The sequence below is a fragment of the Bordetella genomosp. 13 genome (assembly GCF_007679965.1).
Lineage (GTDB): Bacteria > Pseudomonadota > Gammaproteobacteria > Burkholderiales > Burkholderiaceae_B > Bordetella.
Genome location: NZ_VEHL01000005.1, coordinates 106,356 through 132,207, shown reverse-complemented (window position 1 = coordinate 132,207; position 25,852 = coordinate 106,356). Strand labels below are relative to the sequence as shown.

25 protein-coding genes are annotated in these 25,852 nt (G+C 69.3%); 14 read left to right on the top strand and 11 right to left on the bottom strand.

The genetic code is table 11. From position 1 onward, the window contains the following. Positions 1 to 19: 19 nt before the first annotated feature. The 3 genes from FS845_RS13975 to FS845_RS13965 all read right to left on the bottom strand — a co-directional run bounded on the left by FS845_RS13975 (position 20) and on the right by FS845_RS13965 (position 3,206). A complete protein-coding gene (locus FS845_RS13975; protein ID WP_186332282.1) occupies positions 20 to 1,240 on the bottom strand; it encodes a hypothetical protein in 1,221 nt (406 codons plus the stop codon). 105 nt (positions 1,241 to 1,345) lie between these two features. Next, complete coding sequence (locus FS845_RS13970; RefSeq protein WP_144636162.1) at positions 1,346 to 2,374, bottom strand: D-2-hydroxyacid dehydrogenase; 1,029 nt, start codon at positions 2,372 to 2,374, stop codon at positions 1,346 to 1,348. Positions 2,375 to 2,399: 25 nt separating this feature from the next. Further along, positions 2,400 to 3,206: a class II aldolase/adducin family protein gene (locus FS845_RS13965; RefSeq protein ID WP_144636159.1), complete on the bottom strand. Its 807-nt coding sequence runs from the start codon at positions 3,204 to 3,206 to the stop codon at positions 2,400 to 2,402. A gap of 152 nt (positions 3,207 to 3,358) precedes the next feature. On the opposite strand from FS845_RS13965, the gene FS845_RS13960 reads away from it, so the two are divergent. The 8 genes from FS845_RS13960 (at position 3,359) to FS845_RS13925 (ending at position 12,491) form a co-directional block, all read left to right on the top strand. Further along, entirely contained in the window at positions 3,359 to 4,321 is a 963-nt protein-coding gene (locus FS845_RS13960; protein ID WP_144636156.1) for a LysR family transcriptional regulator, read from the top strand. 157 nt (positions 4,322 to 4,478) lie between these two features. Continuing rightward, a complete protein-coding gene (locus tag FS845_RS13955) occupies positions 4,479 to 5,471 on the top strand; it encodes a tripartite tricarboxylate transporter substrate binding protein (RefSeq protein ID WP_144636153.1) in 993 nt (330 codons plus the stop codon). A gap of 2 nt (positions 5,472 to 5,473) precedes the next feature. Then, complete coding sequence (locus FS845_RS13950) at positions 5,474 to 6,550, top strand: NADH:flavin oxidoreductase/NADH oxidase (protein WP_144636149.1); 1,077 nt, start codon at positions 5,474 to 5,476, stop codon at positions 6,548 to 6,550. Between the two features lie 133 nt (positions 6,551 to 6,683). Further along, a complete protein-coding gene (tcuA, locus tag FS845_RS13945) occupies positions 6,684 to 8,171 on the top strand; it encodes an FAD-dependent tricarballylate dehydrogenase TcuA (RefSeq protein WP_144636147.1) in 1,488 nt (495 codons plus the stop codon). A 53-nt stretch (positions 8,172 to 8,224) separates the two neighbouring features. Then, entirely contained in the window at positions 8,225 to 9,610 is a 1,386-nt protein-coding gene (locus FS845_RS13940) for a flavocytochrome c (RefSeq protein WP_144636144.1), read from the top strand. 11 nt (positions 9,611 to 9,621) lie between these two features. Beyond that, positions 9,622 to 10,419, top strand: a complete 798-nt coding sequence (locus FS845_RS13935) for a hypothetical protein (RefSeq protein WP_144636141.1) — start codon at positions 9,622 to 9,624, stop codon at positions 10,417 to 10,419. 11 nt (positions 10,420 to 10,430) lie between these two features. Further along, entirely contained in the window at positions 10,431 to 11,444 is a 1,014-nt protein-coding gene (locus tag FS845_RS13930; protein WP_144636138.1) for an electron transfer flavoprotein subunit alpha/FixB family protein, read from the top strand. A gap of 60 nt (positions 11,445 to 11,504) precedes the next feature. Continuing rightward, entirely contained in the window at positions 11,505 to 12,491 is a 987-nt protein-coding gene (locus FS845_RS13925) for a Bug family tripartite tricarboxylate transporter substrate binding protein (protein WP_144636134.1), read from the top strand. Positions 12,492 to 12,572: 81 nt separating this feature from the next. Here the strand turns inward: FS845_RS13925 and FS845_RS13920 are convergent, their stop codons facing one another. From FS845_RS13920 to FS845_RS13900, 5 genes are read right to left on the bottom strand one after another with little or no spacing between them, the layout of a single operon-like run. Further along, a complete protein-coding gene (locus FS845_RS13920) occupies positions 12,573 to 13,403 on the bottom strand; it encodes an aspartate/glutamate racemase family protein (protein WP_144636131.1) in 831 nt (276 codons plus the stop codon). A gap of 25 nt (positions 13,404 to 13,428) precedes the next feature. Continuing rightward, entirely contained in the window at positions 13,429 to 14,022 is a 594-nt protein-coding gene (locus tag FS845_RS13915) for a cysteine hydrolase family protein (RefSeq protein ID WP_144636128.1), read from the bottom strand. Positions 14,023 to 14,078: 56 nt separating this feature from the next. After that, positions 14,079 to 14,834: an SDR family NAD(P)-dependent oxidoreductase gene (locus FS845_RS13910; protein ID WP_186332281.1), complete on the bottom strand. Its 756-nt coding sequence runs from the start codon at positions 14,832 to 14,834 to the stop codon at positions 14,079 to 14,081. Positions 14,835 to 14,837: 3 nt separating this feature from the next. Continuing rightward, complete coding sequence (locus FS845_RS13905; protein WP_144636125.1) at positions 14,838 to 16,199, bottom strand: MmgE/PrpD family protein; 1,362 nt, start codon at positions 16,197 to 16,199, stop codon at positions 14,838 to 14,840. A 12-nt stretch (positions 16,200 to 16,211) separates the two neighbouring features. Next, a complete protein-coding gene (locus FS845_RS13900; protein ID WP_144636122.1) occupies positions 16,212 to 17,657 on the bottom strand; it encodes an FAD-dependent oxidoreductase in 1,446 nt (481 codons plus the stop codon). Positions 17,658 to 17,791: 134 nt separating this feature from the next. Between FS845_RS13900 and FS845_RS13895 the strand changes: the two genes are divergently transcribed. Beyond that, positions 17,792 to 18,745 carry a LysR family transcriptional regulator gene (locus FS845_RS13895; RefSeq protein ID WP_144636119.1) on the top strand — a complete coding sequence of 318 codons (954 nt, stop codon included), beginning with the start codon at positions 17,792 to 17,794 and terminating at the stop codon, positions 18,743 to 18,745. On the opposite strand, the gene FS845_RS13890 is transcribed toward FS845_RS13895, so the two are convergent. Further along, a complete protein-coding gene (locus FS845_RS13890) occupies positions 18,693 to 19,502 on the bottom strand; it encodes an aspartate/glutamate racemase family protein (protein WP_144636116.1) in 810 nt (269 codons plus the stop codon). The two genes, FS845_RS13895 and FS845_RS13890, sit on opposite strands and share 53 nt — an antisense overlap. A gap of 29 nt (positions 19,503 to 19,531) precedes the next feature. Then, positions 19,532 to 20,503 carry a tripartite tricarboxylate transporter substrate binding protein gene (locus tag FS845_RS13885; RefSeq protein WP_260986283.1) on the bottom strand — a complete coding sequence of 324 codons (972 nt, stop codon included), beginning with the start codon at positions 20,501 to 20,503 and terminating at the stop codon, positions 19,532 to 19,534. A gap of 238 nt (positions 20,504 to 20,741) precedes the next feature. Here FS845_RS13885 and FS845_RS13880 point away from each other — a divergent pair, with 238 nt between their 5' ends. The 4 genes from FS845_RS13880 (at position 20,742) to FS845_RS13865 (ending at position 23,816) form a co-directional block, all read left to right on the top strand. Beyond that, on the top strand, positions 20,742 to 21,743 hold the full coding sequence (locus FS845_RS13880; protein WP_186332280.1) for a Bug family tripartite tricarboxylate transporter substrate binding protein: 1,002 nt from the start codon (positions 20,742 to 20,744) through the stop codon (positions 21,741 to 21,743). A gap of 49 nt (positions 21,744 to 21,792) precedes the next feature. Continuing rightward, positions 21,793 to 22,083, top strand: a complete 291-nt coding sequence (locus tag FS845_RS13875) for a hypothetical protein (protein ID WP_144636110.1) — start codon at positions 21,793 to 21,795, stop codon at positions 22,081 to 22,083. A gap of 85 nt (positions 22,084 to 22,168) precedes the next feature. Continuing rightward, on the top strand, positions 22,169 to 22,753 hold the full coding sequence (locus FS845_RS26545) for a DUF3253 domain-containing protein (protein ID WP_186332279.1): 585 nt from the start codon (positions 22,169 to 22,171) through the stop codon (positions 22,751 to 22,753). 37 nt (positions 22,754 to 22,790) lie between these two features. Continuing rightward, positions 22,791 to 23,816: a DnaJ C-terminal domain-containing protein gene (locus FS845_RS13865; protein ID WP_144636107.1), complete on the top strand. Its 1,026-nt coding sequence runs from the start codon at positions 22,791 to 22,793 to the stop codon at positions 23,814 to 23,816. An 86-nt stretch (positions 23,817 to 23,902) separates the two neighbouring features. On the opposite strand, the gene FS845_RS13860 is transcribed toward FS845_RS13865, so the two are convergent. Beyond that, positions 23,903 to 24,658 carry an aldolase gene (locus FS845_RS13860; protein WP_144636741.1) on the bottom strand — a complete coding sequence of 252 codons (756 nt, stop codon included), beginning with the start codon at positions 24,656 to 24,658 and terminating at the stop codon, positions 23,903 to 23,905. Between the two features lie 189 nt (positions 24,659 to 24,847). On the opposite strand from FS845_RS13860, the gene FS845_RS13855 reads away from it, so the two are divergent. Continuing rightward, positions 24,848 to 25,846 (top strand): helix-turn-helix domain-containing protein, encoded by a 999-nt coding sequence (locus FS845_RS13855; RefSeq protein ID WP_144636104.1) that lies wholly within the window; start codon positions 24,848 to 24,850, stop codon positions 25,844 to 25,846. Positions 25,847 to 25,852 lie beyond the last annotated feature (6 nt).

Sequence of the window (25,852 nt, the reverse complement as noted above, 5' to 3'; positions counted from 1 at the left end):
AAGCGTATGGAGGGATGGCTCATTGCGGCGCGCGCGGCAGGTCGGCCAGGGTGGCGTGCACGACGCGGACGAACTCGTCGTCATCGAGCGAACGGCGCAGCCGCACCGCGTCCGCCTTGACCGCCTCCAGCACGGGCGCCAGGGCGTGCTCGGGCACCTCCAGCCCGAGCTGCAGCGCCTTGTGCTGCACTGAAACCACGCCGCTCTTCTTGCCCAGCAGGATGCCGCGCTGCTGGCCGACGATCTCGGGCGCATAGGACTCTGCGGTGAACGGATTCTTCAGCAGCCCGGCGACGACCATGCCGGCCTCGTGCCGGAAGGCGTTTTCGCCCACGACCGCCTTGTTGGGGCTCAGCCGGATGCCGGTCAAGGTCTCGACCTCTTGCGAGATGCCCTTCAGCCGTTCCAGGCGCAGCCCGGTCTCGTAGCCGTAGAGGATCTCCAGCGCCATGACGACTTCCTCGGTGGACGCGTTGCCGCAGCGCTCGCCGATGCCGTTGATGGTGCTGGAGACGTAGTCGGCGCCCGCTTGCACGCCGGCCAGCGTATTGGCGCAGGACAGGCCGAAATCGTTGTGGCAATGGATCTCCACGGGAATGCCGTCGCCCGCCGTGACGACCTCGTCCACCAGCATCGAGATCGCCTGCGGCAGCGCGCAGCCCGTGGTGTCCACGATGCGCACGCGGTCGACCGTGCCGGCGCGCGCGAACTCGGCCGCGATGCGGCGCAGGAAGGGCAGGCTGGCGCGCGTGGTGTCGAAGGGACTGAAGATGACCGCCAGGTTCTTCTTCGCCGCGTACTCGGCCAGGGCCAGCGCGCGCGCCAGGTACTCGTCTTCGCTGACGCCCTTGAGCTTGTACTCGCGCTCGATGTCGCTGACCGGGAAGCTCAGGCGCACGCCCCAGGCGCCGACGTCCTGCGCCATGTCGATGTCGCCGTTGATGCCGCGGCACAGCACGCTGATCTTCGCGTTCAGCCCCGCCTGCACGATGCGGCCGATGGCCTCGCGGTCTTCCTGGCTGCTGGCCACGGTGCCCGCCTCGATCTCGTGGACGCCCAAGGCATCCAGCGAGCGGGCGATGGCGACCTTGTCGTCGCTGTTGAGCACGATGCCGGCCTGCTGCTCGCCGTCGCGCAGTGTGCAGTCTGCGATCCGTATCCGCCTGCCGGCCAGGGCCGCGGGATCGGCCGCCTGATTGAAGGGACTGGGCCAACGGCCGTTCTCGGGGATGAAATCCATGGGGTTCTCCACAAAGGAATGCGTCATTGCGCGACGCGCGGGCGCGAGCGGCCGCAGCCCGCGCCTGGAGGACGCGGACGATGCAGACCGGGACGATGGGGGTTGTCAGGTCGCCCTGGGCGGGCGCCACTCGTTGATCAGCGGCTGCCCGCGCGCGTAGCGGGCCATGTTGCGTGCGAACAGCGCGGTCACGTTGCGCTGGTGCCCGGTGGAATTGCCGGCGCTATGGGCGGAGATCAGCACGTTCGGCAGGTCCCACAGCGGCGACTCCTCCGCCAGCGGCTCCACCGCGAACACGTCCAGGTGCGCGCCGGCCAGCGTGCCCGCCCGCAGCGCCGCGATGAGCGCCGGCTCGTCGATGACCTCGCCGCGCGCCACGTTGACGACGCGCGCGCCGGGCTTGAGCAGCGCCAGGCGGCGCGCATCGACCAGGTGCCGCGTGTCGTCCGTCAGCGGGCAGGCCAGGATCAGCCAGTCGGCGCCGGGCAGCAGCGCGTCCAGCTCGCCATAGACCGTCAGGCGGCCCTCGAACGGCGCGGCGCGCGCCGTGCGGGTCAGCCCCGTCACCTCGACGCCCAGCGCCACCAGCGTGCGCGCGATCTGCACACCGATCTCGCCCATGCCGACCACCAAGGCATGCTGTCCATCCAGCGCGCGCGGGGTGAGTTCCCCGCGCAGCGGCTGCCACCGATGCGCGCGCTGGGCCGCCTGCCAGCGCGGCAGGTCGCGCGCCAGCGCCAGCACGCCGGTGACCGCCGTCTGGGCGACGGCCGTGGCGTTCGTGCCCGCGCCGCTGGACAGTCGCACGCCGCGCGCGGCCAGGTCCGCGTAGAACGGACGGTCCATGCCCGCCGAGCACACCTGCAGCCACTTCAAGGACGGGGCGGCGGCCAGCGCGGCGACGAACGCCGACAGATTCGGATCCAGCGCCGTCTTGCTCGACTCGCCGATGATGTCCACCGATAGCAGCGCGGCCTCGACGCGCTCCAGGTCGCGCGCGTCCAGCGGATGGTCGACGTCGTGGACGAGCAGCTCGGCCCGCAGGCCTTCCTGGGCACAGCTCTCGGACAGCAGCGTCGCCGCGGCCTCGGCGACGGGCCGGGACACCAGCATGCAGAAGGCTCGGTCGGTCATGTCGGAATGCTCGCTGTGTGGCCGATCAGTCACGATAGCCCGGATTCCTGCGGTCCAGGCGCCGCAGCAAGGCGGGCCACTCCATCACGCCGAAGGCCGGCGCCGGGCCGCCCGCGTAGGCGGCGGCCTTGTTGGTCTTCATCTGCGCGTTGGCCTTGCGCAGCGCGTCCTCGGGCGGCATCTGCAGCTCGGTGTTGCAGGCCATGGCCATGGCCTGCACCTGGCAGCCCCGCTCCAGGCGGTACATGTTGTTGAAGGCCTCGGGAATCGAGCGGCCCACCGCCAGCAGGCCGTGGTTGCGCAGGATCATCACGTCGCTGCCGCCCAGGTCGCGCTGCAGGCGCAGGCGCTCGTCGTTGTCCAGCGACACGCCCTCGTACTCGTGGTAGGCGATGTCGGCGAAGCGCATGGCCGTCTGGCACAGGGGCAGCAGGCCGCACTTGAGCGCCGCCACGGCCATGCCGGCCACGGTATGCGTGTGGATCACGCACAGCGCGTCGTGCCGCACCTCATGCACCGCGCTGTGCACCACGTAGCCCGCCAGGTTGATCGAATACTGCGGATCGGGCGCATGCACGATGTTGCCCTGCAGATCCACCTTGATCAGCGAGGACGCGGTGATCTCGTCGTAGGCCAAACCGAACGGATTGATGAGGAAATGCTCGTCCGCGCCGGGCACGCGTGCCGAGATGTGGTTGTAGATCATGTCGGCCCAGCCGAACTCGTGGGCCAGCCGGTAGGCGGCGGCCAGGTCGACGCGTACCGCCCATTCTTCCGGCGTCACGGACGCCCTGACGACGTCCGCCTGGGCGAGGGAAGTCCCGGTCAGCATGCTGGTCTCCTTTAGGGTTTCGTCCGGATCACGCTAGCGTGCGTTTCCGGAATCGGTGGCTTGGGTGGCAATTTAAGCCCTTTCTTGACCCGCCAGACCCCCTAATCGACAATCCAAAGTTTCAAAAATAGAAACGTTCAGGGGAGACATTCATGGACAGACTGCGTTGCCTGCAGGTATTCGCCGAGGTCGCGCGATGCGGCAGCTTCATCAAGGCATCGGTGCAACTGTCGCTGTCCAAGGCGACCGTCACCAAGTACGTGGCCGCGCTGGAGGCGCAGATGGGCACGCAGCTGCTCAAGCGCAACTCGAAACACCTGGCCCTGACCGAGGCCGGCGCCCGCGTGCTCAAGGGCGGGCGCGACCTGCTGGACCGCTACGAGGCGCTGGAGGGCGACGTGCGCAACGCCGTGCTGCTGCCGCGCGGCTCGATCCGCATCGGCACCCCGCCCTCGTTCGGCGCCTACCACCTGACGCGCGTGCTGGCGCATTTCACGCACCAGTATCCCGACATCGAGATCACGATGGTGTACGACGACGGACGCTCCGATCTGGTGGCCGACGCGCTGGACCTGTCCATCCGTATCGCGCCCTCGCTGGACGACGCCAGCTACGTGGCGGTGCCGCTGCTGCGCGTGCCGCAAAGCCTGGTGGCCTCGCCGCGCTACCTGGCGGCGCACGGCACGCCGCGCGCGCCGCAGGACCTGCGGCAGCACAACTGCCTGGTGCACACCGTCAAGTCCGCCAGCAGCATATGGCGCTTCAGCGGGCCCGAGGACTGCGAGGTGAAGGTGCGCGGCTCCATGCGATCCAACCTGGGGGATTCGCTGAAGGAAGCCGCGCTGACGGGCGCCGGCATCTCGCTGCATCCGCACTACATGGTGGCCGATGCCCTGCAGCAGGGCACGCTGCAGGCCGTGCTGCCAGAGTACCGGCCCGACGAGCTGGACATCAGTGCCGTGTTCTCCACGCGGCGCAACATGACGCATCGCGTGCGGCACCTGCTCGAGTTCCTGAAGGACTGGGCGCAGCGGCCGCCCGAATGGGCGCTGTCGGCGGAAACGGTGTGGCGGCTGCCGGATGCCGATGACCAGGCCGGGCCGCCCGCCGACTGAGCGCGTCCCGCGCCGCTTCGCCGGTTTCCAAAGCGGAAACCTGGCGTTTGCCCACTGCGTCCCCTGCACGCCGCGTCGCGTCCCATACTTGCCCCGACCGCGCCGGCACAGGCGCGCCGCCCGTGCGCAGTGCGCGGGCGAGGAACGAGGAGCCATCATGAAAAGCATCTTGTCCGCCACGCGGGCGACCCTGCTGCGCGGCATCGCCGGCGCGCTGTTGACGGCCTGTGCGGCCACGACGGCGGCCGCGGCCTACCCCGACCGTCCGGTCCGCTTCATCGTGCCGTTCACGCCCGGCGCGACCCTGGACCTGATGACGCGCGCGGTGGCCGAACAGCTGAGCACCGAACTGCACCAGCCCGTGGTCGTCGAGAACCGGCCGGGCGCCAGCGGCATCATCGGCGCCGAGGCCACGGCCAAGGCCGCGCCCGACGGCTACGTCTACATGATGGCGCCTTTCAGCGTACTGGCGGTCAATGCCAGCCTGCACAAGAACATCCCCTACGACAATCTGCGCGACTTCGCGCCCGTCGCGCTGGTGGCGCAGGCGCCGCACATCCTGCTGGCCAGCACGCAGGCACCCTTCAAGACGCTGCGGGAGTTCATCGCCTACGCGAAGGCGAATCCCGGCAAGGTATCCTACGCCTCGGCCGGCGCCGGCAGCTCCGCGCACCTGGCCACCGAGGTACTGCGGTACATGACCGGCGTCGAGATCACCCACATCCCCTACAAGGGCACCGCGCCCGCCTACACCGACCTGATCCCGAACCGGGTCTCCCTCATGGTCGACGGCGTCGGCGCAGCCGTGCCGCGGGTGCAGTCGGGACAGGTACGCGCGCTGGGCGTGACGAGCACGAAACGGGTGCCCGTGCTGCCCGACGTGCCCACTTTGGCCGAAAGCGGCGCCCCCGGCTACGACGTCACCCCGTGGTATGGCCTGGTCGCACCGCGCGGCACGCCGCCCGGGATCGTCGACGCCATGAACCACGCCGTGCTGCGCGCGCTGAAGTCGGATGCGCTGCAGAAGCGCTTCGCCGAACTGGGGCTGGATCCGCTGGGCAGCACGCCGGCCGAGTTCGGGCAGTACCTGGCCAGCGAAACGGAAAAATGGAAGAAGGTGGTGCGCGACGCCCACGTCACGGTGGACTGACGATGGCCAGCATCCTGTTCTCTGCCTTGCGGCTGCGCGGCGTCGAATTCAAGAACCGCATCGGCGTCGCGCCGATGTGCCAATACTGCAGCCGGGACGGCCTGGCGGACAGCTGGCACATGGTGCACCTGGGCAGCCGCGCCGTCGGCGGCGCCGGCATGGTCATGTTCGAGGCGTCGGCCGTGTCGCCGGAAGCCCGCATCACCCAGGCCGACCTGGGCATCTGGAACGACGAGCAGGCGGCCGCGCTGCGGCCGATCGCGGCGTTCATCGCCGACCAGGGTGCCGTGCCCGTCATCCAGTTGGCGCACGCGGGCCGCAAGGGCTCCACGCAGGTGCCCTGGGAGGGCCGGCGCGCGGTGCCGATCGAGCAAGGCGGCTGGCCGGTGCAGGCGTCCAGCGCTGTGCCCTTCAACGACGAGTACCCGCTGCCGGAATCGATGTCGCAAGCGGACATCGCGAACGTCGCCGATCTGTTTGCCCGCGCCGCGCGCCGCAGCCTGGCCGCCGGCATGCGCGGCGTGGAACTGCACATGGGGCACGGCTACCTGATGCACCAGTTCCTGTCGCCGCTGGCCAACCGGCGCACCGACCGCTACGGCGGCGCGTTCGAGAACCGCGTGCGCGCCCCGCTGGAGGTCGCCGCCGCCGTGCGCGAGGCCTGGCCCGCCGAGCTTCCGCTGATGGTGCGCCTGTCCGCGACGGACTGGCTGGAGGGCGGCTGGGACCTGCCGCAGTCCGTTGAGCTGGCGCGCCGCATGAAAGCGCTGGGCGTCGACCTGGTGGACTGTTCCAGCGGCTCGATCCTGCCCGCCTCGCGCGGCGACGCGGCGCCGGGCTACCAGGTGCCCTTCGCCGCGCGCATACGGCGCGAGGCCGGCGTTCCGACGGCCGCGGTCGGCCTGATCACGCAGGCCAACCAGGCCGAAGACATTCTCCGGCAGGGCCAGGCCGACATGGTGTTCCTGGCGCGCGAGCTGTTGCGCGATCCGTACTGGCCCTTGCGCGCCGCCGCGGCGCTGGACGCGCCCACCGCGTGGCCCGTGCAGTACGCGCGCGCCGTGCAGGGCGGACGCTGATTCCGCCGTTCAATTAAATCGAAGAACACTTTCGGCCCGGCGGCGTTCCCCCGTCTCCGCACGCCCCGCACAATCTCCCTGAAGCTCTTCGGCGCACCTCGAACGCCGATGCCAGACAGATGGGAGACTTACGATGAAAGCCTGCGATGTAGCGGTCATAGGCGGCGGCAATGCCGCCCTGTGCGCCGCCCTGTCGGCGCACGAATCCGGGGCCCAGGTGGTCGTCGTCGAACGCGCGCCCGAAGCCAGCCGCGGCGGCAGCTCCGCCTTCACCGGCGGCGCGTTCCGCATTGCCTACAAGGGCAATGACGACCTGAAGACGCTGATGCCCGACCTCAGCGACGACGAGTTCGCCAACAGCGACTTCGGCACGTATACCGAGGAACAGTTCTACGACGAGGCGGTGGCCATGAGCGGCTACCGCGCCGACGCCGACGTGCTCGACACCGTGGTCAGCCAGAGCTTTCCCACCATGATGTGGATGCGCGGCCATGGCGTGCGCTTCCTGCCCATCTATGGGCGCCAGTCCTTCAAGGTGGACGGCAAGAACAGGTTCTGGGGGGGACTCACCGTGGAAGTCTCCGGCGGCGGCCTCGGCCTGATGCAGTCGCTGTACGCGCGCGCCGGGAAGCTGGGCCTGGACCTGCGCTACGGCACGCGCGCCTGCGGTCTGCAACGCACGGGCGACACCTGGACCATCACGCTGGAACGGAACGGCCAGGTCGACACGCTGCAGGCCCGCGCCGTGGTGCTGGCCACCGGCGGCTTCCATGCCAACGTGCGCTGGCGCGCGCAGTACCTGGGCCCCAACTGGGACCTCGCCAAGGTGCGAGGCTCGCGCTACAACACCGGCGATGGCATCGAGATGGCGATCGGCGCCGGCGCCGCCGCGCACGGCAACTGGACCGGCTGCCATGCGGTGTTCTACGACCTGAACGCGCCCGCGTTCGGCGACATCAACCTGCTGAACCAGCAGAAGAACTACTTCAACCTCGGCATCGTGGTCAACGCCGACGGCCGGCGCTTCGTCGACGAAGGCCTGGACTTCCGCAACTACACCTATTCGGGCATGGGCGCGCGCGTGCTGGCGCAGCCCGGCTCCGTGGCCTGGCAGGTGTTCGACGCCAGGACGGTCGGCCTGCTGCCCGACGAATACCGCGTCAGGCACGCCACCCGCCTGCAGGCCGACACGCTGGAAGCGCTGGCCGAACAGATGGACGGCATCAACCCGCGCGGGTTCCTGCAGACCGTGCGCGAGTTCAACGCCGCCATCGACCAGGACGTGCCCTTCAACCCCGCGCTCAAGGACGGCCGCGGCACGCGCGGCCTGGCCGTGCCCAAGTCGAACTGGGCCCAGCCGCTGGATACCGCCCCCTACGTGGCGTATGCCGTCACCTGCGGCATCACGTGCACCTATGCCGGCGTCAAGGTGAACCCCCATGGCCAGGTGCTGGACGGCAACGACCAGCCGCTGCCCGGCCTGTATGCCACCGGCGAGATGGTCGGCGGCCTTTACTACGTCAAGTATGCCGGCGGCATCGGCCTGACCGCGGGCGCGGTGCTCGGCCGCATCGGCGGCGCGCACGCCGCGTCGCTGGCCCGCGCCGCGCAGCACGCCTGAACATCCCCGTCTCGCGCTGCACGCGCATACGCCTGGACTGAAGAATCGATCCCATGAGCAATTCCGATCTGAACACGACCCTGGTGGTCGTCGGTGCCGGCATGGCCGGCTTCGCGGCCGCACTGCAGGCCGCCCAGGCAGGGCAAGACGTCGTCCTGCTCGAAAAGCTGTCCGAGACCGGCGGCTCGTCGGCCATGTCCGGCGGCTGCCTGGCCTTTGCCGGCACCGACCTGCAACGCGAGAACGGCGTCGAGGATTCCAGCGAGCTGTTGTTCCAGGACCTGCGCGAGGTCGGGAAATTCGAGAACGACGAAGCCCTGGTGCGAGCCTACGTCGACCACCAGCTCGATACCTACGAATGGCTGAAGAAGGCCGGCGTGGTGTTCGGCCCGCACATCGAGACCTCGTCGGGCCAGTCCGTGCCGCGCGTGCACAACGTCGACCCGGCCGATGCCGTACGGGCCCTGGCGGCCAGCGCCAGGCGCACCGGCCACGTCCAGCTGCTGACGGACACCCGCGCGTTGCGCCTGATCCGCGATCCTGACCATCGACGGGTCATCGGCGTACGCGCGCAGCGCGACGGCCAGGTGTTCGATGTGCTGGGCAGCCACGGCGTGGTGCTGGCCAGCGGCGGCTTCGTGCAGGACGCCGGGCTGATCCACCGCTACGCGCCGCAATACCACGCGGAAGCGGCCGTGTTCATCGGCGGCGCAGGCAACACGGGCGACGGCCTGCGGATGGCCCAGCTGCTGGGCGCCGACTGCCGCGACATGATCTACATCAAGGGCACGTACGGCAAGCATCCCACCGACGACACCAACCATCACAGCCTGCTGGCCGTGTACAAGGGCGCCATCGCCGTCAACCAGGACGGCAAACGCTACGTCGACGAATCCATCTCGTACAAGCTGCTGGGCGATGCCTGCATCCAGCAGCCCTACGGCGCCACGTTCCAGATCTTCGACCAACCCATCTTCGACAGCGGGGACGACCAGACCCGCATCCTGGACATCAACCGCCGCCACGAAGAAGGACTGGTCTTCCAGGCCGACACCCTGGAAGACCTGGCCACGATGCTCGAGATCCCCGTCCAGGCCTTGCTCGACACCGTCCGGGCCTACAACGCCCACGTGGATGCGGGCCACGATCCCGAGTTCGGCCGCGCGCATTTGGTGCACCAGCACGGCAGGCTGGTGAAGATCGAGACAGGCCCCTTCTACGCCTATCCGTCCACCGCGGCCGTCTACGGCACCTACTGCGGCCTGTGCGTCGATGCCGCCATGCGCGTGCAGGACGTCTACGGCGACCCGCTGGCGGGCCTGTACGCGGCGGGCGAGGTAGTCGGCGGCCTGCACGGCGCGGCCTACATGACCGGCTCCGCCCTGGGCAAGGCGGCCATATTCGGCCGCATCGCGGCGCGCACGGCGCTGGCCGGCTGAGGAGACCCGTCATGCACGTCGCAGCACTGGTCGCGGGCGTGGCCGATTCCCGCAAACCGCTGCCCAGGCCCGCCTCCGGCGACTGGCGCGAACTGCCTGGCGCCAGCACGGTGGCGTACAAGCCCAGCCCCTTCGACGAGGCCGCGATTGAGATCGCGCTCAAGCTGCGCGACCAGGGCGCGGCCTCGCGGGTCACCGTCGTCGTGACCGATGGCGCGGGCGACGTCGCGCTGATGCGTGCCATCGCCGCGCTCAAGCCCGACCGGGTGTGCGGGCTGTGCCCGCCCGCCGCCCAGCGCGGCAACCCGGCCTGGCTGGCGCGGCATGCGCCCGCCCTGCTGCGCGAGGACGACGCCTGGCCCGGCCTCGTCCTGATAGGCCGCGAACACGGCGACCTGGACGACGGCATGGCGCCGGCCTACCTGGCCGAGGCCTGGGGGCTGCCCTATGTCGGCCTGGCCCTGCAGGCCCGGCCGCGGACCGGCGGGGGCTGGACCCTGCTGCGCAGCGGCGCGCGGCAGGACGAAGCCCTGGACGTGCCCGCGCCCGCCATGGCCAGCATCAGCAACGACAGGAGCAATCGGCTGCGCCATCCGCTGATGAAGAACGTGGCGCTGGCCAAGCAGTTCAAGTTCGACGCGGCCACGCCGGATCCGGCCAGCCCCGCTGCGTCCGCCACGCTGGCCGAGGCCGCCCCCGCCGCGGCCGCCGCGCGCGGCGCACGGCACTGCCAGCTGTTCACCGGTACCGTGCAGGCGCAGGCGGCCGCGCTGGCCGACTACCTGCGCGCGGCCGCCTCCCACCCCTGAGCGATGCCCCAATGCCCGATACCCCCACCGTGCTGGCGCTGATACCTGCTTGCGGCGAGCATCTGGCCTGCGCCCAGGCCCTCATGCGCCACGCCCGGCGCCTTGCCGACCGCCATGGCGGCGCGGCCCAAGCCGTGCTGGCCGGACCGCCCGCCGCACGCGAGGCGGCCCTGGCCGATGCCCGCGCGGCCGGGCTGGACCAGGCCTGGTTCATCACGACCGCCGCCGACGGCCTGCAGACGCAGCAGTACGTCGACCTGTATGCCGAGGCGCTGCGGCCCGGCGGGCCGGCCGCCCTGCCCGCGTCCGCCCTGATGCTGGTCGCCGCCCATCCCGACAGCGAGGCCTTCGCCGGCGCCCTGGCGGCGCGCCTGAATGCGGCCCCGCTGGGCCGTTGCGCCGATCTCTCGTTCGACGCGCAAGGTGTCCTGCACGCGCGCCGCGGCGCCTATGGCAACCGGCTGGACATCAGCCTGGCATGCGCCGGCGCCATGATCGCCGCCGTCCGTGCCCAGGCGGGCCGGGCGGATGCAGGCCCCGTGCCCGCGGCGGCCCGGCAGACCGCCGTCCATGTCCTGGACGACCTGCCCGCGCCGCGCGCGCCGCATCCGCTCGCGCAGATGGCGCGCAACGAACCCCACGCGCCCCTGGAAGGCGCGCGCGTCGTGGTGTCCGGCGGGCGCGGCCTGGGCAACGACGCGGCGTTCCCTCTGCTGTACGACATCGCCGCCAGGCTGGATGGTGCGGTCGGTGCCAGCCTGCCCGCCGTCGATGCGGGCTGGGCGCCCGTGACACGGCAGGTGGGCATCTCCGGCAAGTACGTCAGCCCCGACCTGTACCTGGCCATCGGCATCTCCGGCACGCCCCAGCACCTGGCCGGCATCGACCCACACACGCGCATCGTCGCCATCAACAGTGACGCCGATGCCCCTATCTTCGACGTCGCCGAGGCCGGCGCCGTCGCAGAATGGCAGGCGCTGCTGCCCGCCCTGCTGCACGCATTGGACAACCCCACGGACGCCTGACCCTCGACATCGCCAGGCGCCGCCCCACCGCAGACCATTCATAACGACACGGAGACAATCATGCGGAACCCACACCCCACCCGGCGCGCGCTGACGGCGTTGCTGGCGCTGCTGTCCCTGGCGATCGCGGCGCCCGCCCTGGCCGCCGACGCCTTCCCGAACAAACCCATCCGCCTGGTCGTGGGATATCCGCCCGGCGGGTCCAACGACATCGCCGCGCGCATCATCGCGCCGGAACTGGGCCAGGCCCTGGGCGTTTCCGTCGTGGTGGAGAATCGCGCGGGTGCCAGCGGCGTCATCGGCGCCGACCATGTCGCCAAGTCCGACGCGGACGGCTATACGTTGCTGCTGTCGAGCATCAGCCCCATCGTGCTGGCGCCCCAGACCATGAAGACGCCGCCGTTCCAGGCGACCAAGGCGTTCAAGGCCGTCAACATGATGGCGCTGACGCCCGAAGCGATCGCCGTCGGCCCCCGCCTGTCCGGCGTCACCACCTTGAAGGAACTGCTGGAGCGGGCCAGGACGCAGCCGGTCACCCTTTCCTCGTCCGGCACGGGCGGCCTGCCGCACCTGACCATAGAACTGCTGCGCAAGGTCCAGCCCAACATCGTGCACGTGCCCTACAAGGGCGCGGGCCCCGCCGTCACCGACACGCTGGGCTCCCACGTCGACGGCATCGTCATGGACCTGCCGCCGCTGTACAGCCAGATCAAGGAGAAACGCCTGACGGCGCTGGCCGTCACCAGCGAGAAGCGCGTGGATTTCCTGGCCGACGTTCCCACTGCCCAGGAATTCCTGCCGGGCTTCAACGTGGAAAACTGGGTGGGCGTCTTCGCGCCCGCGGGCACTGCCGACGCGGTGGTTGCGAAGCTGGACGCGGCGCTGCGCAAGGCGGTGTCGCAACCCAAGGTGAAGGACGCGCTGGCCGCGGCCGCGATGGCGCCCGCGGTGCTGGACTCACCGAAGGATTTCCAGGAACGCCTGGCCGAGGACTATGCCCGTTGGGGCAAGGTCATCCAGGACGCCGGCGTGGAACTGACCAATTGAACCGCCGGGCCGCGCACGGCCCGGGTGTTTTTTGGCGGACGCGCCCGCAATGCCTTATGGCGGATGCGCCCAGGGCGTTAGTTAGCGGACGCAGCCCGAGAAAGCCTCTTCGGCATAGGCGCGCGCGCCCAGCGCCTGCCCGGCGTGGGCCGTCATGGCGCCCGTTGGCTGCGCATAGAGCAGCCGGCGGCTGACGTCCAGGCAGCCCGCGGCGCGCGCGTTCGCGAAGAACGCCGCATGGTGGAACAGCACGCCCAGCGCGTCCAGCACCACCGCGCCTTCCATCGTCAGCAGGCGTCGGCGCACGAGAAACTCGTTGAGCACGCCGTCGCCGGGAATGATGACCTCGGCCCCTTGCGCCAGCGCCACGCGGCAGGACTCGACGAATCGCTGCGCGATGGAGGCCGCGGCGCCTTCGTCTTCCAGTTCGAACAGGTCGACGGCCGGCTCCATGACCACCACGCCCGACAGCCGGCCCGACAGGCCGTACCGCGCGGCGAGGTCTTCGGTCTGCATCTTCTGGAAAGGCGTCAGCGCGATCATGCCCACCCTGCGTCCCAGCGAGCACCCGGTCAGCAGGCAGCTTTCGGTCAGGCTGACCACGGGAATGTCGACCAGCGACCGCGCCTCGACCAGGCCCGGATCGAAGAAGCATCCCAGCGCGAAGGCATCGTAGCCCGCGGCCTGGGCGGCCTGCGCCGCCTCGCACACCTGGCGCGCGCTGAGCATGCGCATGCCCGCGCGGCTGTTGAACGTCATGGGGGCGACACCAGGAGGGTAGGTGCCCGGCCGCAGGCCGTGCACCACGACCTGTCCATGCGCGCCCATGACCACGTCGGCGTGCGCCTGCAGCGTGTTCCGGTATTGCGGGAACACGTCCAGGTCGGTGAAGCTCTGGTGCCAGATTCTCATGGTCTCCCTCCCGTCATGGCCCCGGTCAGGGGTTGGCGAACACCACCGTTTCGCTGTTCTCGGACTTGCAGAAGCGGCCGATGCTGCCCACCGAGTTGGCGTGCTCCTGGGCGCTGTGCGCGGCGCAGAGGTCCTCCAGCAGGATCATCTCGTAGTCCCGGTCGTGGCCGTCGCGCGCAGTGGCCTGCACCACGGCTTGCGTGGACACGCCCGAGAAGTAGATGCGCTGGATGTTCCTGGCGCGCAGCTGGGCTTCCAGCGTGGTCGCGTAGAACGGACTGACGCGGTGCTTGACCACCTGGATGTCGCCCACCTTCTGCTCGAGCTCGGGATGGATCTCGGTGCCCCACGCGCCAAGCTTGAACAGCCCGTGCTGCGGCGCGGCCGAAAACACCTGCGACCCGTGCGGGCACTCCGGATAGCCCTCGGAGAAGCCCACGCGCACGAAGCCCACGGCGATGCCTGCGGCCCGCGCACGGGCGATGGCTTTGGCCGTCCTTGCGATCAGCTGGCGCTCGCGCACCTGTTCGCCCAGCGGGCTCTTGCCGTTGGGCCCGTCGGCATGAACGAGGTCGTTCTGCATGTCCAGGACCAGGAAAAGGGCTTGTGGTTGTTGCATGGTCGAGTCTGCCTCAATGAGAGTGTGGGGGGTGAAGAAGAAGGTTCAGTGAAAACTCAGTCGCACCAGATGCCGCCGTTGACGTCCAGGATCTCGCCTGTGACGAAACCGGACTGCGGCGCTGCCAGGAACAGCACGGCGGACGCGATCTCGTCGGCCGCGCCCATGCGGCCCATGGGAATCAGATCCCGCAAGGCCTGCGGAAAATTGGTGGTCATGGCCGAGGCCACCGGCCCCGGCGCAACGGCGTTGACCGTGATGCGCGCCGAGGCCAGCTCCTTGGCCAGGAATGCCGTCATGATATGCACGCCGGCCTTGGACACGCCATAGGCGACGTTGCTGGCGCGCTCCTGTTCGCGCGGATCCAACCATGGCCGCGGGTTGCCGCCGTTCTTGCCGATGACCGATCCCAGGTTGACGATGCGCCCGCCACCGGCGCGCCGCATATGTGCGATGGCGGCCTGGCAGCACAGGAAGGTGCCTTTCAGGTTGATGTCGATGACGCGATCCCATTCGGCCTCGTCCAGCGTCTCGGCGCTGCCCATGGACACGATGCCGGCCACGTTCACCAGGATGTCCAGCCGGCCCAGGCGAGCCACCACCTCGTCCATGCAGCGCGCCACGTCGTCGCGGCGCGTGACGTCCAGCGGCACGCCCAGCACACCGGGCGCCGGCGGCTCGAACGCCACGCGGTCGGCGGCCGCGACCTTCGCACCATGGGCCGCGAGCGCGAGGCTGACGGCCCGGCCTATGCCGCCCGCGCCCCCCGTCACCAGGGCGACGCGGCCCGCGAAAAGATCAGCCGTATACATCGCTCAGGACTCCTTGAAAACCATGTCGAATGCCGCGTTTACGCGGCCCTGCGCCAACGCGCGCCATAGCGCGTCGGCCTGTGCGGACCGCGATGCATACCGCAGGCAATCCTCGAACTTCTTCCTGGCCAGCGCCGCGTCGACGCACAGGTCGTCCGGCGCGAAATGCACCTGCCGCACGACGCGTCCTTCGTCCAGCAAGGTCAGCACGGCCGGCGGATGCCCGGGGTTGTCCGGCAGGCCATCCTCCAGTTCGATCCGCCCGGCCATGCGCAGCACGGCCTCGTCCGTCAATACGTCGTTGGACAGCCCTTGCAGCGTGGGTGCCCCGTGCACCAGGGCGTAGGCCGTCATGAAAGGAATGCTGTACTTCGCGTCCTGCAACGTGGCCGGGCTGCGGCGCTGGGCCAGCGGCCGGCACAGGCGCCCCGACGAAGGGTTGACCGCCACCCGGATCCGCGCCTGGGGATGCGCCCGGCAGGCGTCGCGCGCGGCCATTGCGACCGCCACGTAGGGGTGCGACAGCCGGCAGCTGGGCCAGGGCTTGATGTCCACGTCGCGCGCATGCCAGAAGGAGAAGTCGAGCAGCATGTCGCACTGCCGCGTGGACAGCGCGCCCGCCAGATAGAGCCGGAACAGGCCTGCCGCGCCGTCCATCGCGCGAGCCGGCCCGCTGACGCCCGCGCGCGCCAGCAAGGCTGCCTGCAGCCCTCCCTGCGCCGCGAAGGCCGGATAGATGCCGCGCGCCGTGGCGCCGGTGCCGAAGCCCGCTTCCTTGCCGCCGGCCAGCTGCATGTAGGCCAGGCCCAGCGTGGACACCAGCTGGCGTGGATCCAGTCCCAGCACCAGCCCGGCCGCCATGCCGGCGCCCAGATAGCCGAACAGCTGAGTGAGGAACCATTCCGAGCCCGGGCCCTCGCCTTGCGGCGCGCAGATGACGCCCAGCCGGCACGTGAGCTCGCTGCCCAGCGCCACCGCATCCACCACGACCTCGTCCGTGGCGTTGACCAGTCCGGCCGCGGCCATGGCGGCGGGCAGCACGCAGGTGCTGGGATGCAGACGACCGACGTCGTGGATGTCGTCGTAGTCGAGGATGTGGATCAGCGATGCATTGACGAACGCGGCCGCCAGCGGCGCGGCCTGGCCGCCGCCGATCAGGCCGCTCGTACCCGCGCCGTGGCCCGCCAACAGGCCGTCGATGACTTGCCGCGCGAGCTCCGTCCTGCGCGCGGCCAGGGCGATGCCGAGCGCATCGGCGAAGTGCAGGCGGGTCTTGGCCCGCAGGTCGTCCGGCAGGCCGGCATGGCGCGCCTGCAGCAGGGCCTGAGCCAGTTCGGCGCTCAGCGATACGGTGTCGGCCGCCATGTATGCCCTCGCCTAGCGGAGGTCCGCGATATGGCTGGCGGATCGGCGGCCGAACACCAGCCCCTTCAGCACCGAGGTGGCGCCGGTGTAGTTGGTGTAGTAGGTGCCCACGATCTCGCCCGCGGCGTACAGGTTCCTCATCGGGTTGCCGTCGGTATCCAGCACCTGGCCCGACGGATTGATCTTCAGGCCGCCGAAGGTGAACACGTTCGACGAGATGATGGGATAGGCGATGAAGGGCGCCTGCTCGATGCGGCGCGACCAGTTCGACTTGGCGGGCGCGAGCCCCTGCGTGGCCAGCCCGTCCAGTTCCAGCGGCTTGAAGCCGGCCTCGTCCGGGCAGGCGGCGTTGTAGGCCTGCACGGTGGCCTGCAGCGCGCCCTCGGGCAGGCCCAGCCGGGCGCCCAGAGCGCCCAGCGTGTCGGCCTCGATGGCGGGCTGGTCGGTGCGGATGGCCAGGCGATGGTTGGGCACGTCCTTGACGCGCTGGTCGAGGATGACATAGGCGATGCCCTGGTCCTGCTCGTAGATGCGGCGGGTGACGCGCTCGTACCAGGCATCCACCGTGCCCGGCGCCTCGTCGGTGAAGCGCCGGCCGGCCTTGTTGACCAACACGCCGTACGGAAAGATGAAGATCGACGGCTCGGACACGCCCGAACGCGGATCGACCGGCTCGGCGTGGTAGCTGCCGAATTCGCCGCTGGGCGCGGCGCCTGCCTGCAGCGCCATCTCGATGCCCTCGCCGCGGTTGAAGTACCCGCCCTTGCACACCGGTCGCAGGTACACCGAACGCGGGCCGATGTACTTGGCCATGAGCGCCGAGTTGCCCTCGAACCCGCCGCAGGCCAGCACCACCGCCCCCTTCAGGCGCACGCCGCCCTCTTGTGCATGGTGCGCCAGCAGGCCCTGCACCGTGCCGTCCTCGTCGAGCAGCAGGCGCCGCGCGGTGGTGTGATACAGGAACTCGACGCCCAGGTGCTCGGCCCGCGCGGCCAGCGCTTCCACCAGGGCCTCGCCGCCGCCCACCGGCAACAATCGCGGCTGGGTCTTGGTCAGGAACTGCGTGGGCAGGAAGTCGAACTTCACGCCCATGCCCTGCAGCCAGGCGATGGTGCCGGGCACGCTGTCGGCGAAGGCGCCGATCAATTCGGGATCCAGCACGGACAGCGTGCGCGCCGCGTGCGACCAGGACTCGCGGCCCTGCCCCATCTCGGCCTCGAAATCGGGATCCATGTACACGCCGGCGTTCTCGGCCAGGTGCGTCTCGAAATCGTCGGAGACCTGGTCGATGGCCTTCATGCGCAGATAGGCCTCGGTGTAGCGGCTCTGCCCGCCGCGGTCGGCGCGGCTGGCGCGCTCGAGCACCGCCACCGACAGTCCACGCTCGGCCGCGGCCACCGCCGCCGACAGGCCCGCCACGCCGCAACCGGCCACCACGACATCGAAACTACGCTCCATACGCTTCACCCTCAGGGACAAAAACAGCCGCGCCGTATGCGTCGGCGATACTGTCGTTAGAGTAGGATGCAGCCTGCCTGCGTGTTAGCCCTGGCCGGCTAATGCACGATTAGAAAAAATCGAAAGGAGACGACATGGACAAGCTATGGGCCATGGAGGTTTTCGTGCGCGTGATGGAGTGCGGCAGCCTGTCGCGCGCGGCCGAATCGCTGGATCTCGCCAATGCCACCGTCACCACCAGCCTGCGCAACCTGGAGGCGCACCTGGGCACGACGCTGATCCAGCGCAACTCGCGGCATCTGCACCTGACGGAAGAGGGACGCATATTCCTGCCGCATTGCCAGGAAATCCTGCGCAGCGTGGCGCGCGCCGAATCGGACGTGAAGGTCAGCGGCAGCGACGTGGTCGGCCCGCTGCGCGTGGAGGCGCCTTTCGCCATCGGCCAGAACCTGTTGTGCCCGGCGCTGGTCGAGCTGACGCGCCGGCATCCGGGCCTGTCGGTGTCAGTCTCGTTGACCAATGATCCGCACAACCTGATCGAGCGCGCCACCGACGTGGCCATCCGCATGGACCGCGTCGAGGACGCGGACCTGGTGGGCCGGCCGATCTACGAGGCGCAATACGTGGTGTGCGGCACGCCCGAGACCGTGGGCGCCATGCGCGCGGCCTCGCCGCGCGACCTGGACCCCGCCCGCTGCCTGGGACTGTTCGCCGAGGGCAGCCACGCGCCCAATCCCTGGCACTTCTCCAAGGACGGCGACGAGGTGGTGGTGAACCCCGCCGGCCCGCTCAGCTTCAACAACACGGCGGCCCTGATACAGGCCGCCCTGCAGAACGTGGGACTGATCTGCGTGCTGGACGTGTTCGTCAGCGATCTGGTCAAGCGCGGGCAGATGGTGGAGCTGTTTCCCGACTGGCAGACCAGCAAGCGAACCTTCCACGCCGTGACCGTGAAGTCGCGGTTCGCGGCGCCCAAGGTGCGCGCCTTCATCGACTTCCTGCTGGAGATCTTCGACGCGCGGCGCCGTCCCAGCGTCACGACGATGGTTGCAATCGGTCCAGACCGTAGAAAGAAAAAACCTCGCTGATGCGATCGGGCTCGGCGGGCCGGTGATAGTAGCCCTTGCGGCAGGTCTTGATGCCGCACACCGTGCGCAGGTCGTGCATGGTCTCGGCCTGCTTCACCCACGCCGCCAGCGAATCCAGGATCGGCACGCCGTCCACCTCGGCGACGCCGCTCTGCGCCAGCAGCACGTTCAGGGGCGCCTCGCCGGGAATGATGACGTCGGCGCCCTGCGCGATCAGCTTGCGCGCCGCGGCCTTGAACCGCTCGATCAGCTCGGACGGGTCGCTGAAACCCTTGAGCACGTCGTTGAACGTGAAGCCCACCGGCATCGCGCCCGCAAAGCGCGATTCGAGCCCGTGGTTGCGGGCGTTCTCGGCGATCAGCTCGTTCATGTCGTCGATGAACAGCAGCACACCGAACTTGCGGCCCAGCATGCACGCCGTCAGCATCGCCGACTCGCCGTATCCCACCACCGGAATGTCCACCAGGCTGCGAATCTCGCGCAGGCCGGGTTCGGGCAGCGTGCTCAGCGCGTACACGTCGTAGCCCTCTTCCTGCGCCCGCACCGCGGTGGTCATGAACTGCAGCGCGTGGACGTACTGGAACGCCACGTGGCGGATGTCGTTGCCGGGGTAGTTGCTGCGATAGGTGCCGACCTGCATGCCATGCATGTCGATCCGCGTGTCGGGCCGCGCCACCTTGGCGAAGTGCCGCTTCAGCGCCTCGCTGTAGGGGCCGAGGTCACTGAGTACGGTAAAGCTCTGATGCCAGATTTTCATGTCGCGTCACTGTAGGAACGGGTTGAGGGTCAATCCACGCGGACGTGGGCGTCTTGCACGACCTTGGCCCACTTCTGCACTTCCGACCGGAAGAAGGCGTCGAACTCCTTGGGGCTGGTGCCCATGGGTTCGCAGCCGACGGCCTCGAGTGCCGCGCGCACTTCGGGCGACTGCGTCGCCTGGGCGGCCGTCTCGCTCAGCTTCTGGACGACCGCGGGCGGCGTGCCGGCGGGCACGAAGATGCCGAACCACGCCGTGGCGTCGAAGCCCGGCACGCCGGACTCGGCCACGGTGGGCAGGTCGGGCGCGGCGTGCGAGCGCGTCTTGGTGGTGACCGCCAGCGCGCGCAGCTTGCCGCTCTTGGCCAGCGGCAGGGTGGTCACGATGTTGTCGAAGGTCAGCGGCACCTGCCCGCCGATGACGTCCGCGATGGCCGGCGCGGCGCCCCGATAGGGCACGTGCTGCATCTTGATGCCGGCCTGGCTGTTGAACAGCTCGGCGAACAGGTGCGCGCCCGAGCCGTTGCCCGCGCTGGCGAAATAGATGGGCTTGTCGGACGGTTTCTTCGCGGCGGCGATGAGATCGGCCACCGACTGGTACGGCGTGTCGGGATTGGCCACCAGCAGGAAGGGCGTGGAGGCGACCTGCGCGACGGGGGCCAGGTCCTTCAAGGGGTCATAGCTGAGCTTCTGGTACAGGCTGGGATTGACCGCCAGCGAGATCGTGCCGAACAGCACGGTGTAGCCATCGGACGGGGCCTTTGCCACGTAGTCGGACCCGATGTTGCTGGCGGCCCCGGCCTTGTTCTCGATGACGACGGGCTGCCCGAGCAGGGCCGCCATCTTGCCGCCGATGGCGCGCGCGGCCACGTCGGACGCTCCGCCCGCGGGAAAGCCCACGACCAGCCGGATCGGCTTCTCGGGATAGGCGGCGTGCGCCGCGCCGGCCACGCACAGCGCGGCGAGCAAGCTGCCGGCCGCCATGGTCTTGAGGTTCTTCACGGTTGTCTCCTGTTCTGTTTTCTCGTGGATATTTCGGTCTCTGCTGCGGGCATTCTGCCCCCCACGCGAGCATCGGAGAATCCGAAGAAGCCGAAGACGCGATTCATAAATCTTGAACACTCGGCGCCGGCTTCCATTTCGGGATTCTTGAACGGCGCATTCGACGCCGATGCCTTCTGCGTGGCGAGCCCACGCGCAAGAATCTCCGCACGACGACACGAACGGTCCGGAGACGAAGATGAAGAAGCCATGCCTGCGCAGCGTCCTATCCGCCGCGGTCCTGTCCGCCGCGGCCCTCTTCCTGTGCGGGTTCGCCATGCCGCGCACGGCCCAGGCCGCGGCGGACTATCCCGCCAAGCCCATCCGGCTGGTGGTGCCCTGGGCCCCTGGCGGCAGCACCGACATCCTGGCCCGCACCACGGCCGAGCGCCTGACCAAGGCGCTGAAGCAGCCGGTGATCGTCGACAACCGGCCCGGCGCCAGCGGCAACATCGGCGCCGACCTCGTGGCGCGGGCCGCGCCCGACGGCTACACGCTGCTGTTCACCAGCACCAACCTCACGCTGAACCCGGCGGTCATCCCCCAGACGCCCTACGACCCCATCAAGAACTTCACGGGCATCTCCATGGTGGCGTTCGCGCCCATGATGCTGGTGACCAAGGCCGGGTTCGCCGGCGACAGCCTGCAAGGGCTCGTCGACTACGGCCGCGCGCATCCCGGCAAGCTCAATTTCTCCAGCAGCGGCGCGGGCGGCGCGCCGCACCTGGCGGGCGAGATGTTCAAGCAGGCGGCCGGGCTGGACATCGTCCACGTGCCCTACACGGGCGCGGCGCCCGCGCTGACGGACGTGCTGTCAGGCCAGGTGCAGATGACCTTCACCACCTACATCTCCGCGCAGGGCCAGCTGTCGGCGGGCCAGTTGAAGGCGCTGGGCGTGGCCAGCAAGGACAGGCTGCCCGTGCTGCCCCAGGTGCCCACCTTCGCGGAACAAGGCGTGGACATCGAGATCGGCACCATGTTCGGCCTGCTGGCCCCGGCCGGCACGCCGCGCGCCGTGGTGGACACGCTGTATGGGGTGATAAGGCAGGCGGCCGCCGACACCGCCTTCCAGGAGAAGATCCTGCAGCAGGGCGGCACGGTCGTGGCCGATGATCCCGACCACTACAACGCCTACCTACGCGAGGACGTGGCCAAGTGGGCGGCGCTGATCAAGCGCATCGGGGGGGTATCGACGAACTGACCTTACACTGGTGGCTGACGCATATCTCCCGCAGGACGAGGAACCGCACATGGACATCAACAGCGCAGCCAAATCGGAAGCGGCACTGGTCGCCGTAGCGATCACCCTGGCCATCGCCGCCACGCCCAGCAAGGGCGACCGCAGCCCGGAAAACATCAATGTGCTGTTCGACGCCTTCAGTCAGAAGCTGCGCGACGAGGCCGGCAAGACCGTCGCCAGCGGCGACACGGTGGCGCAGAACAAGCAGACCCTGGCCAAGGAAACCGCCACTGCGCTGGAAAACGTGCGCGACCTGACTCTCAGCATGCTCGGCCTGATCCGGCAGCCCGGCAAGGCCTGAGCGCCACAGCGGCCGCAAGCGGCCCGGGCAGGCCGCTTGCTGGTGCACTGAAAGCGCCTGCCGCAACCGTTGCCATCCCAATCCCATGCCGTGTACGGACCAACACCTCGCTGCCGCCATTACCCGCCTGCTGAATGAACGCGCGGCCGATTCGACGATCTGCCCCTCGGAAGTCGCCCGGGCGCTGTCGTCGGACGCCTGGCGGCCGTTGATGCCGCGGGTGCGCGAGGTGGCGGTCGGGATGGCGCGGCAAGGCGCGCTGGACATCCGCCAGAAGGGCCGCACGGTGGACCCCGACGGCACGCTGCGCGGACCCATCCGGCTGGGACACAAGACCAGCGAAACCGCCGACACCGCCGGACACCCCACGACCCCGGACGGCCGCTACTTCGTCGTGCGCGGACGGCTGTGGAGAAAGACCAATCCGCATCTGCCGAAAGACGTGCGCGACGACCTCGTCGCGCAGTTGATGGATGCCCGGCGCGCGCTGCGCGGCCAGCTCACCGACGCGCAGCGCAAGGCGGCCCGTGCACGAGTCGATCGGGTAAAACGGGCATTGGGGGAACGGGGCCCCGTGTGGTGGGACGACGGCGCACCGGATTACAACCGCAAGCTGGCCAAGAACACGCCCTATCGCGAATGGTTCAGCCGAACCGCTGAACAGGCCTAGCCGGACGAGCCGGGCCGCCGGGCGTGATGGACGAACGATGACCTGTGATCGCAGCTGCTACAAGGAGACGCTCGGGTTGCCCGCATCGGCCACCCCGCAGGAGGTGCGCAAGGCGTACAAGAAGCTGCGCAGCCAGGCGCATCCCGACAAGAACGGCGGTTCCGCTCAGGCGAAGGAAAGATTCCAGCGCATCCAGGCCGCGTACGAGGTCCTCACCGGCGCAAGACAGCCCGGCCCGGCCAGCTGCACCTGCGGCCGCGCGGCGGCCCAGCCCCGGCAGGATCCGCCATCGCCGTTTCGCGCCAAGCCACCGGAAGACCCAACGGCCGCGCCGGACGCCCAGCCGGACAAGCACGTGCGCATCCACCTGACGCTGGCGGAGATGTTCAAGGGCGGCGTGGTCCCCATGACCGACAACATCTGGGGCCGGTGCGAGAGTTGCGCCGGCAGGGGATACCGCACGTCGAGCCATGCCTCGCACTGCAGGGCATGCGACGGCAGCGGCACGCGCGGCCATGGCCGCGATGCCCATCGCTGCACGGATTGCAACGGCACGGGCAAGACCAACACCACCGAGTGCCCGGGTTGCCGCGGGCTGGGCATGCGCTACACGGCCACCCGGGTCGACGTACCCGTCCCGCCCAGAACCGCCCCAGGCAACGACATCACGATGAAAGGCGCCGGCCACAGGACGAAGGATGCCGCGCGGCCCGGCAACCTGGTCGTCAACGTCATCCACGACCTGACGCCCGACAGCCGCGGCGCCACCCTGCACGGCCTGGACGTGGAGGTGCCCGTCCAGCTGGATTGCCTGGCGGCGGCGCTGGGCGGCACCACGAAGATCGACGTATTGGGCGCCAGCATCGAGGTCAACATCCCATCCCGCGTGTCACCCGGCACCTGGATCACGGTGCGCCAGGAAGGCCTGCGCGCCGCGAACGGGCGCACGGGCGACCTGCACATCTATATCTCGGGCTTCGACGTGATCCATCCGCTGGACGAGAAGACGCGGGCAGCGTTGCGGGCGGTGCTGGCGGAAGAAGGTCAGCGGAAATCAGGCTGACCGCATCGCCATCGAGAACGCATGCGACCACAGGCGCAGGCACCCCAAGACTGGCTTCAAGCATGACCTGGAACGGCCTGCCCGCCTCAACGCCCCTCGCGCTCGATCCGACGCGCGAACATCGCAAAACTCGCCCGCACGATACTCGGCTTGAGCAGGAAATCATGCGACTCGGCCGCCAGCGCATCATCCACCGGCCGAACCTCGCCATACGCCGACGCCGCCAGCAGCTGGTTACGCGCCGCGCGCTCGATCAGCACCGACAGATAAAGCGTCTCCTCCACCGACGACGTCGCGGCCAGGAATCCATGATTCGCCAGCAACACGCTGCGCTTGCTGCCCAACGCGGCCGAGATGATCTCGCCTTCCTGGTCGGCGATGGGCAGGCCCGGCCATTGCGCCAGGTGCGCGCAATCGTTGTGGAATGGCGTAGCGTCCATGTGCGACACCACCAGCGGCCGGCCGGTCATCGACAAGGTCGACACGTAGGGCGGGTGCGTGTGGATGATGCAGCGCACGTCGGGCCGCGCGCGGTACACCCAGAAGTGGAAGCGCACGGCCGGATTGGGCGTGCCCTCGCCCTCCAGCACGTCCATGTTGTCGTTGATGCGGATCAGCTTTTCCGGGCGAACCTCGTCGAAGGCCTGGGCCAGCGCCGTCGTGAAATAGGTGCCGTCCTCGTTGCGCACGGTGATCTGGCCGGCCAGCGTCTCGGAGTGCCCCTCACTGGCCAGGATGCGACAGCTCAGCGCGATCTTTTCCGGTTCGGTCCAGTTGCCGAAATCGAGCTTGTTGGCGGAACGCTGGAAAAACGCGTCGGATTGCAGCTGCTTGTCGTCCACACTCGTCTCCTGATGAAGGACTGGTCTGGCATTACAACGCGCGGCGCGGCCAGCACGATTGACCGCAGGCGCACTGGCCTTGTCCAAGAGTGACACGACCTAAGGGTAAACGGCAGGTGTACGCGGCCATGCGGCCGATACAATGATTTCGCGGGCACTGGGCCCGCGCCGCACGTTCCGTATTACGCAATGCAAGCCCTGTCCTCGCCTGCGGCCGCCGAGCCCGACCTCAATTTCGCCCCGCGCTTCCGGCCCTTCTACGAGGCCGAGCTGTCGGGCTACAAGGCACAGCTGGACAAGCTGGTGCTGCCCGGCGACTTCCGCGCGCTGACCATGCATCCGCGCCTGCATCTGCAGGCCTGCCGCCTGCGCGCCGGCGGCCTGGCGGTGAACCTGGAGTCCACGCCCATCGCCGTGCAGCATCGCGCGGAGCATGCCGCCGATGCCATGCGCGCCGAGTTCCTGGCCAGTTTCATCATCGAAGGCCGGGGCGTGATCACGCAGAACGGCGCCAGCCTGCCGGTGGAAACGGGCGACATCATGTTCCGCACGACGGCGCTGCCATCCGAGGTGCGCATGCTGACCGATTCGCGGCTGGTGGTGATCAAGGGATCGCTGCTGAACCTGCTAGGCATGCATCTGCAGGACAACTCGCAGTTCACCGCGCAGCGGGCCGCGGCCACGCTGCCCATGGTGCGCACCGCGCATCGCTGCCTGGAGCACGTGCTGTTCGACGATGCCGAAACCAGCCCCAGCTCGGGCATGTTCGCCGAGCAGGCGCTGATCTCGCTGTTGGCCGCCATCTACACCAGCCAGGCGCTGGAACAGATTCCCAATGCGCAACGCGGCCCCATCGAAAGCTGGCAGGCGCTGACCAGCTATCTGGATGCCCACATCGCCGATACCGACCTGTCGGTGGCCGGCGTGGCGCGTGCGCTGCGCGCCTCCAGCCGTTGGGTGCACCGCCTGTTCCAGATGCAGGGCACGCAGTACAACCAGTACGTGCGCGAGCGCCGGCTGCAACTGGCGCGCGCCGCGCTGGACGATCCGCGCAAGGCGCACGTGGCCGTCAAGGACATCGCGCTGTCGTGCGGCTTCCAGGATGCCAGCCACTTCAGCCGCCGCTTCCAGCAGCGCTTCGGCTGTCCGCCCAACCGCTACCGCGAGTCGGCGCGCCCCGCCACATAGCGGGCC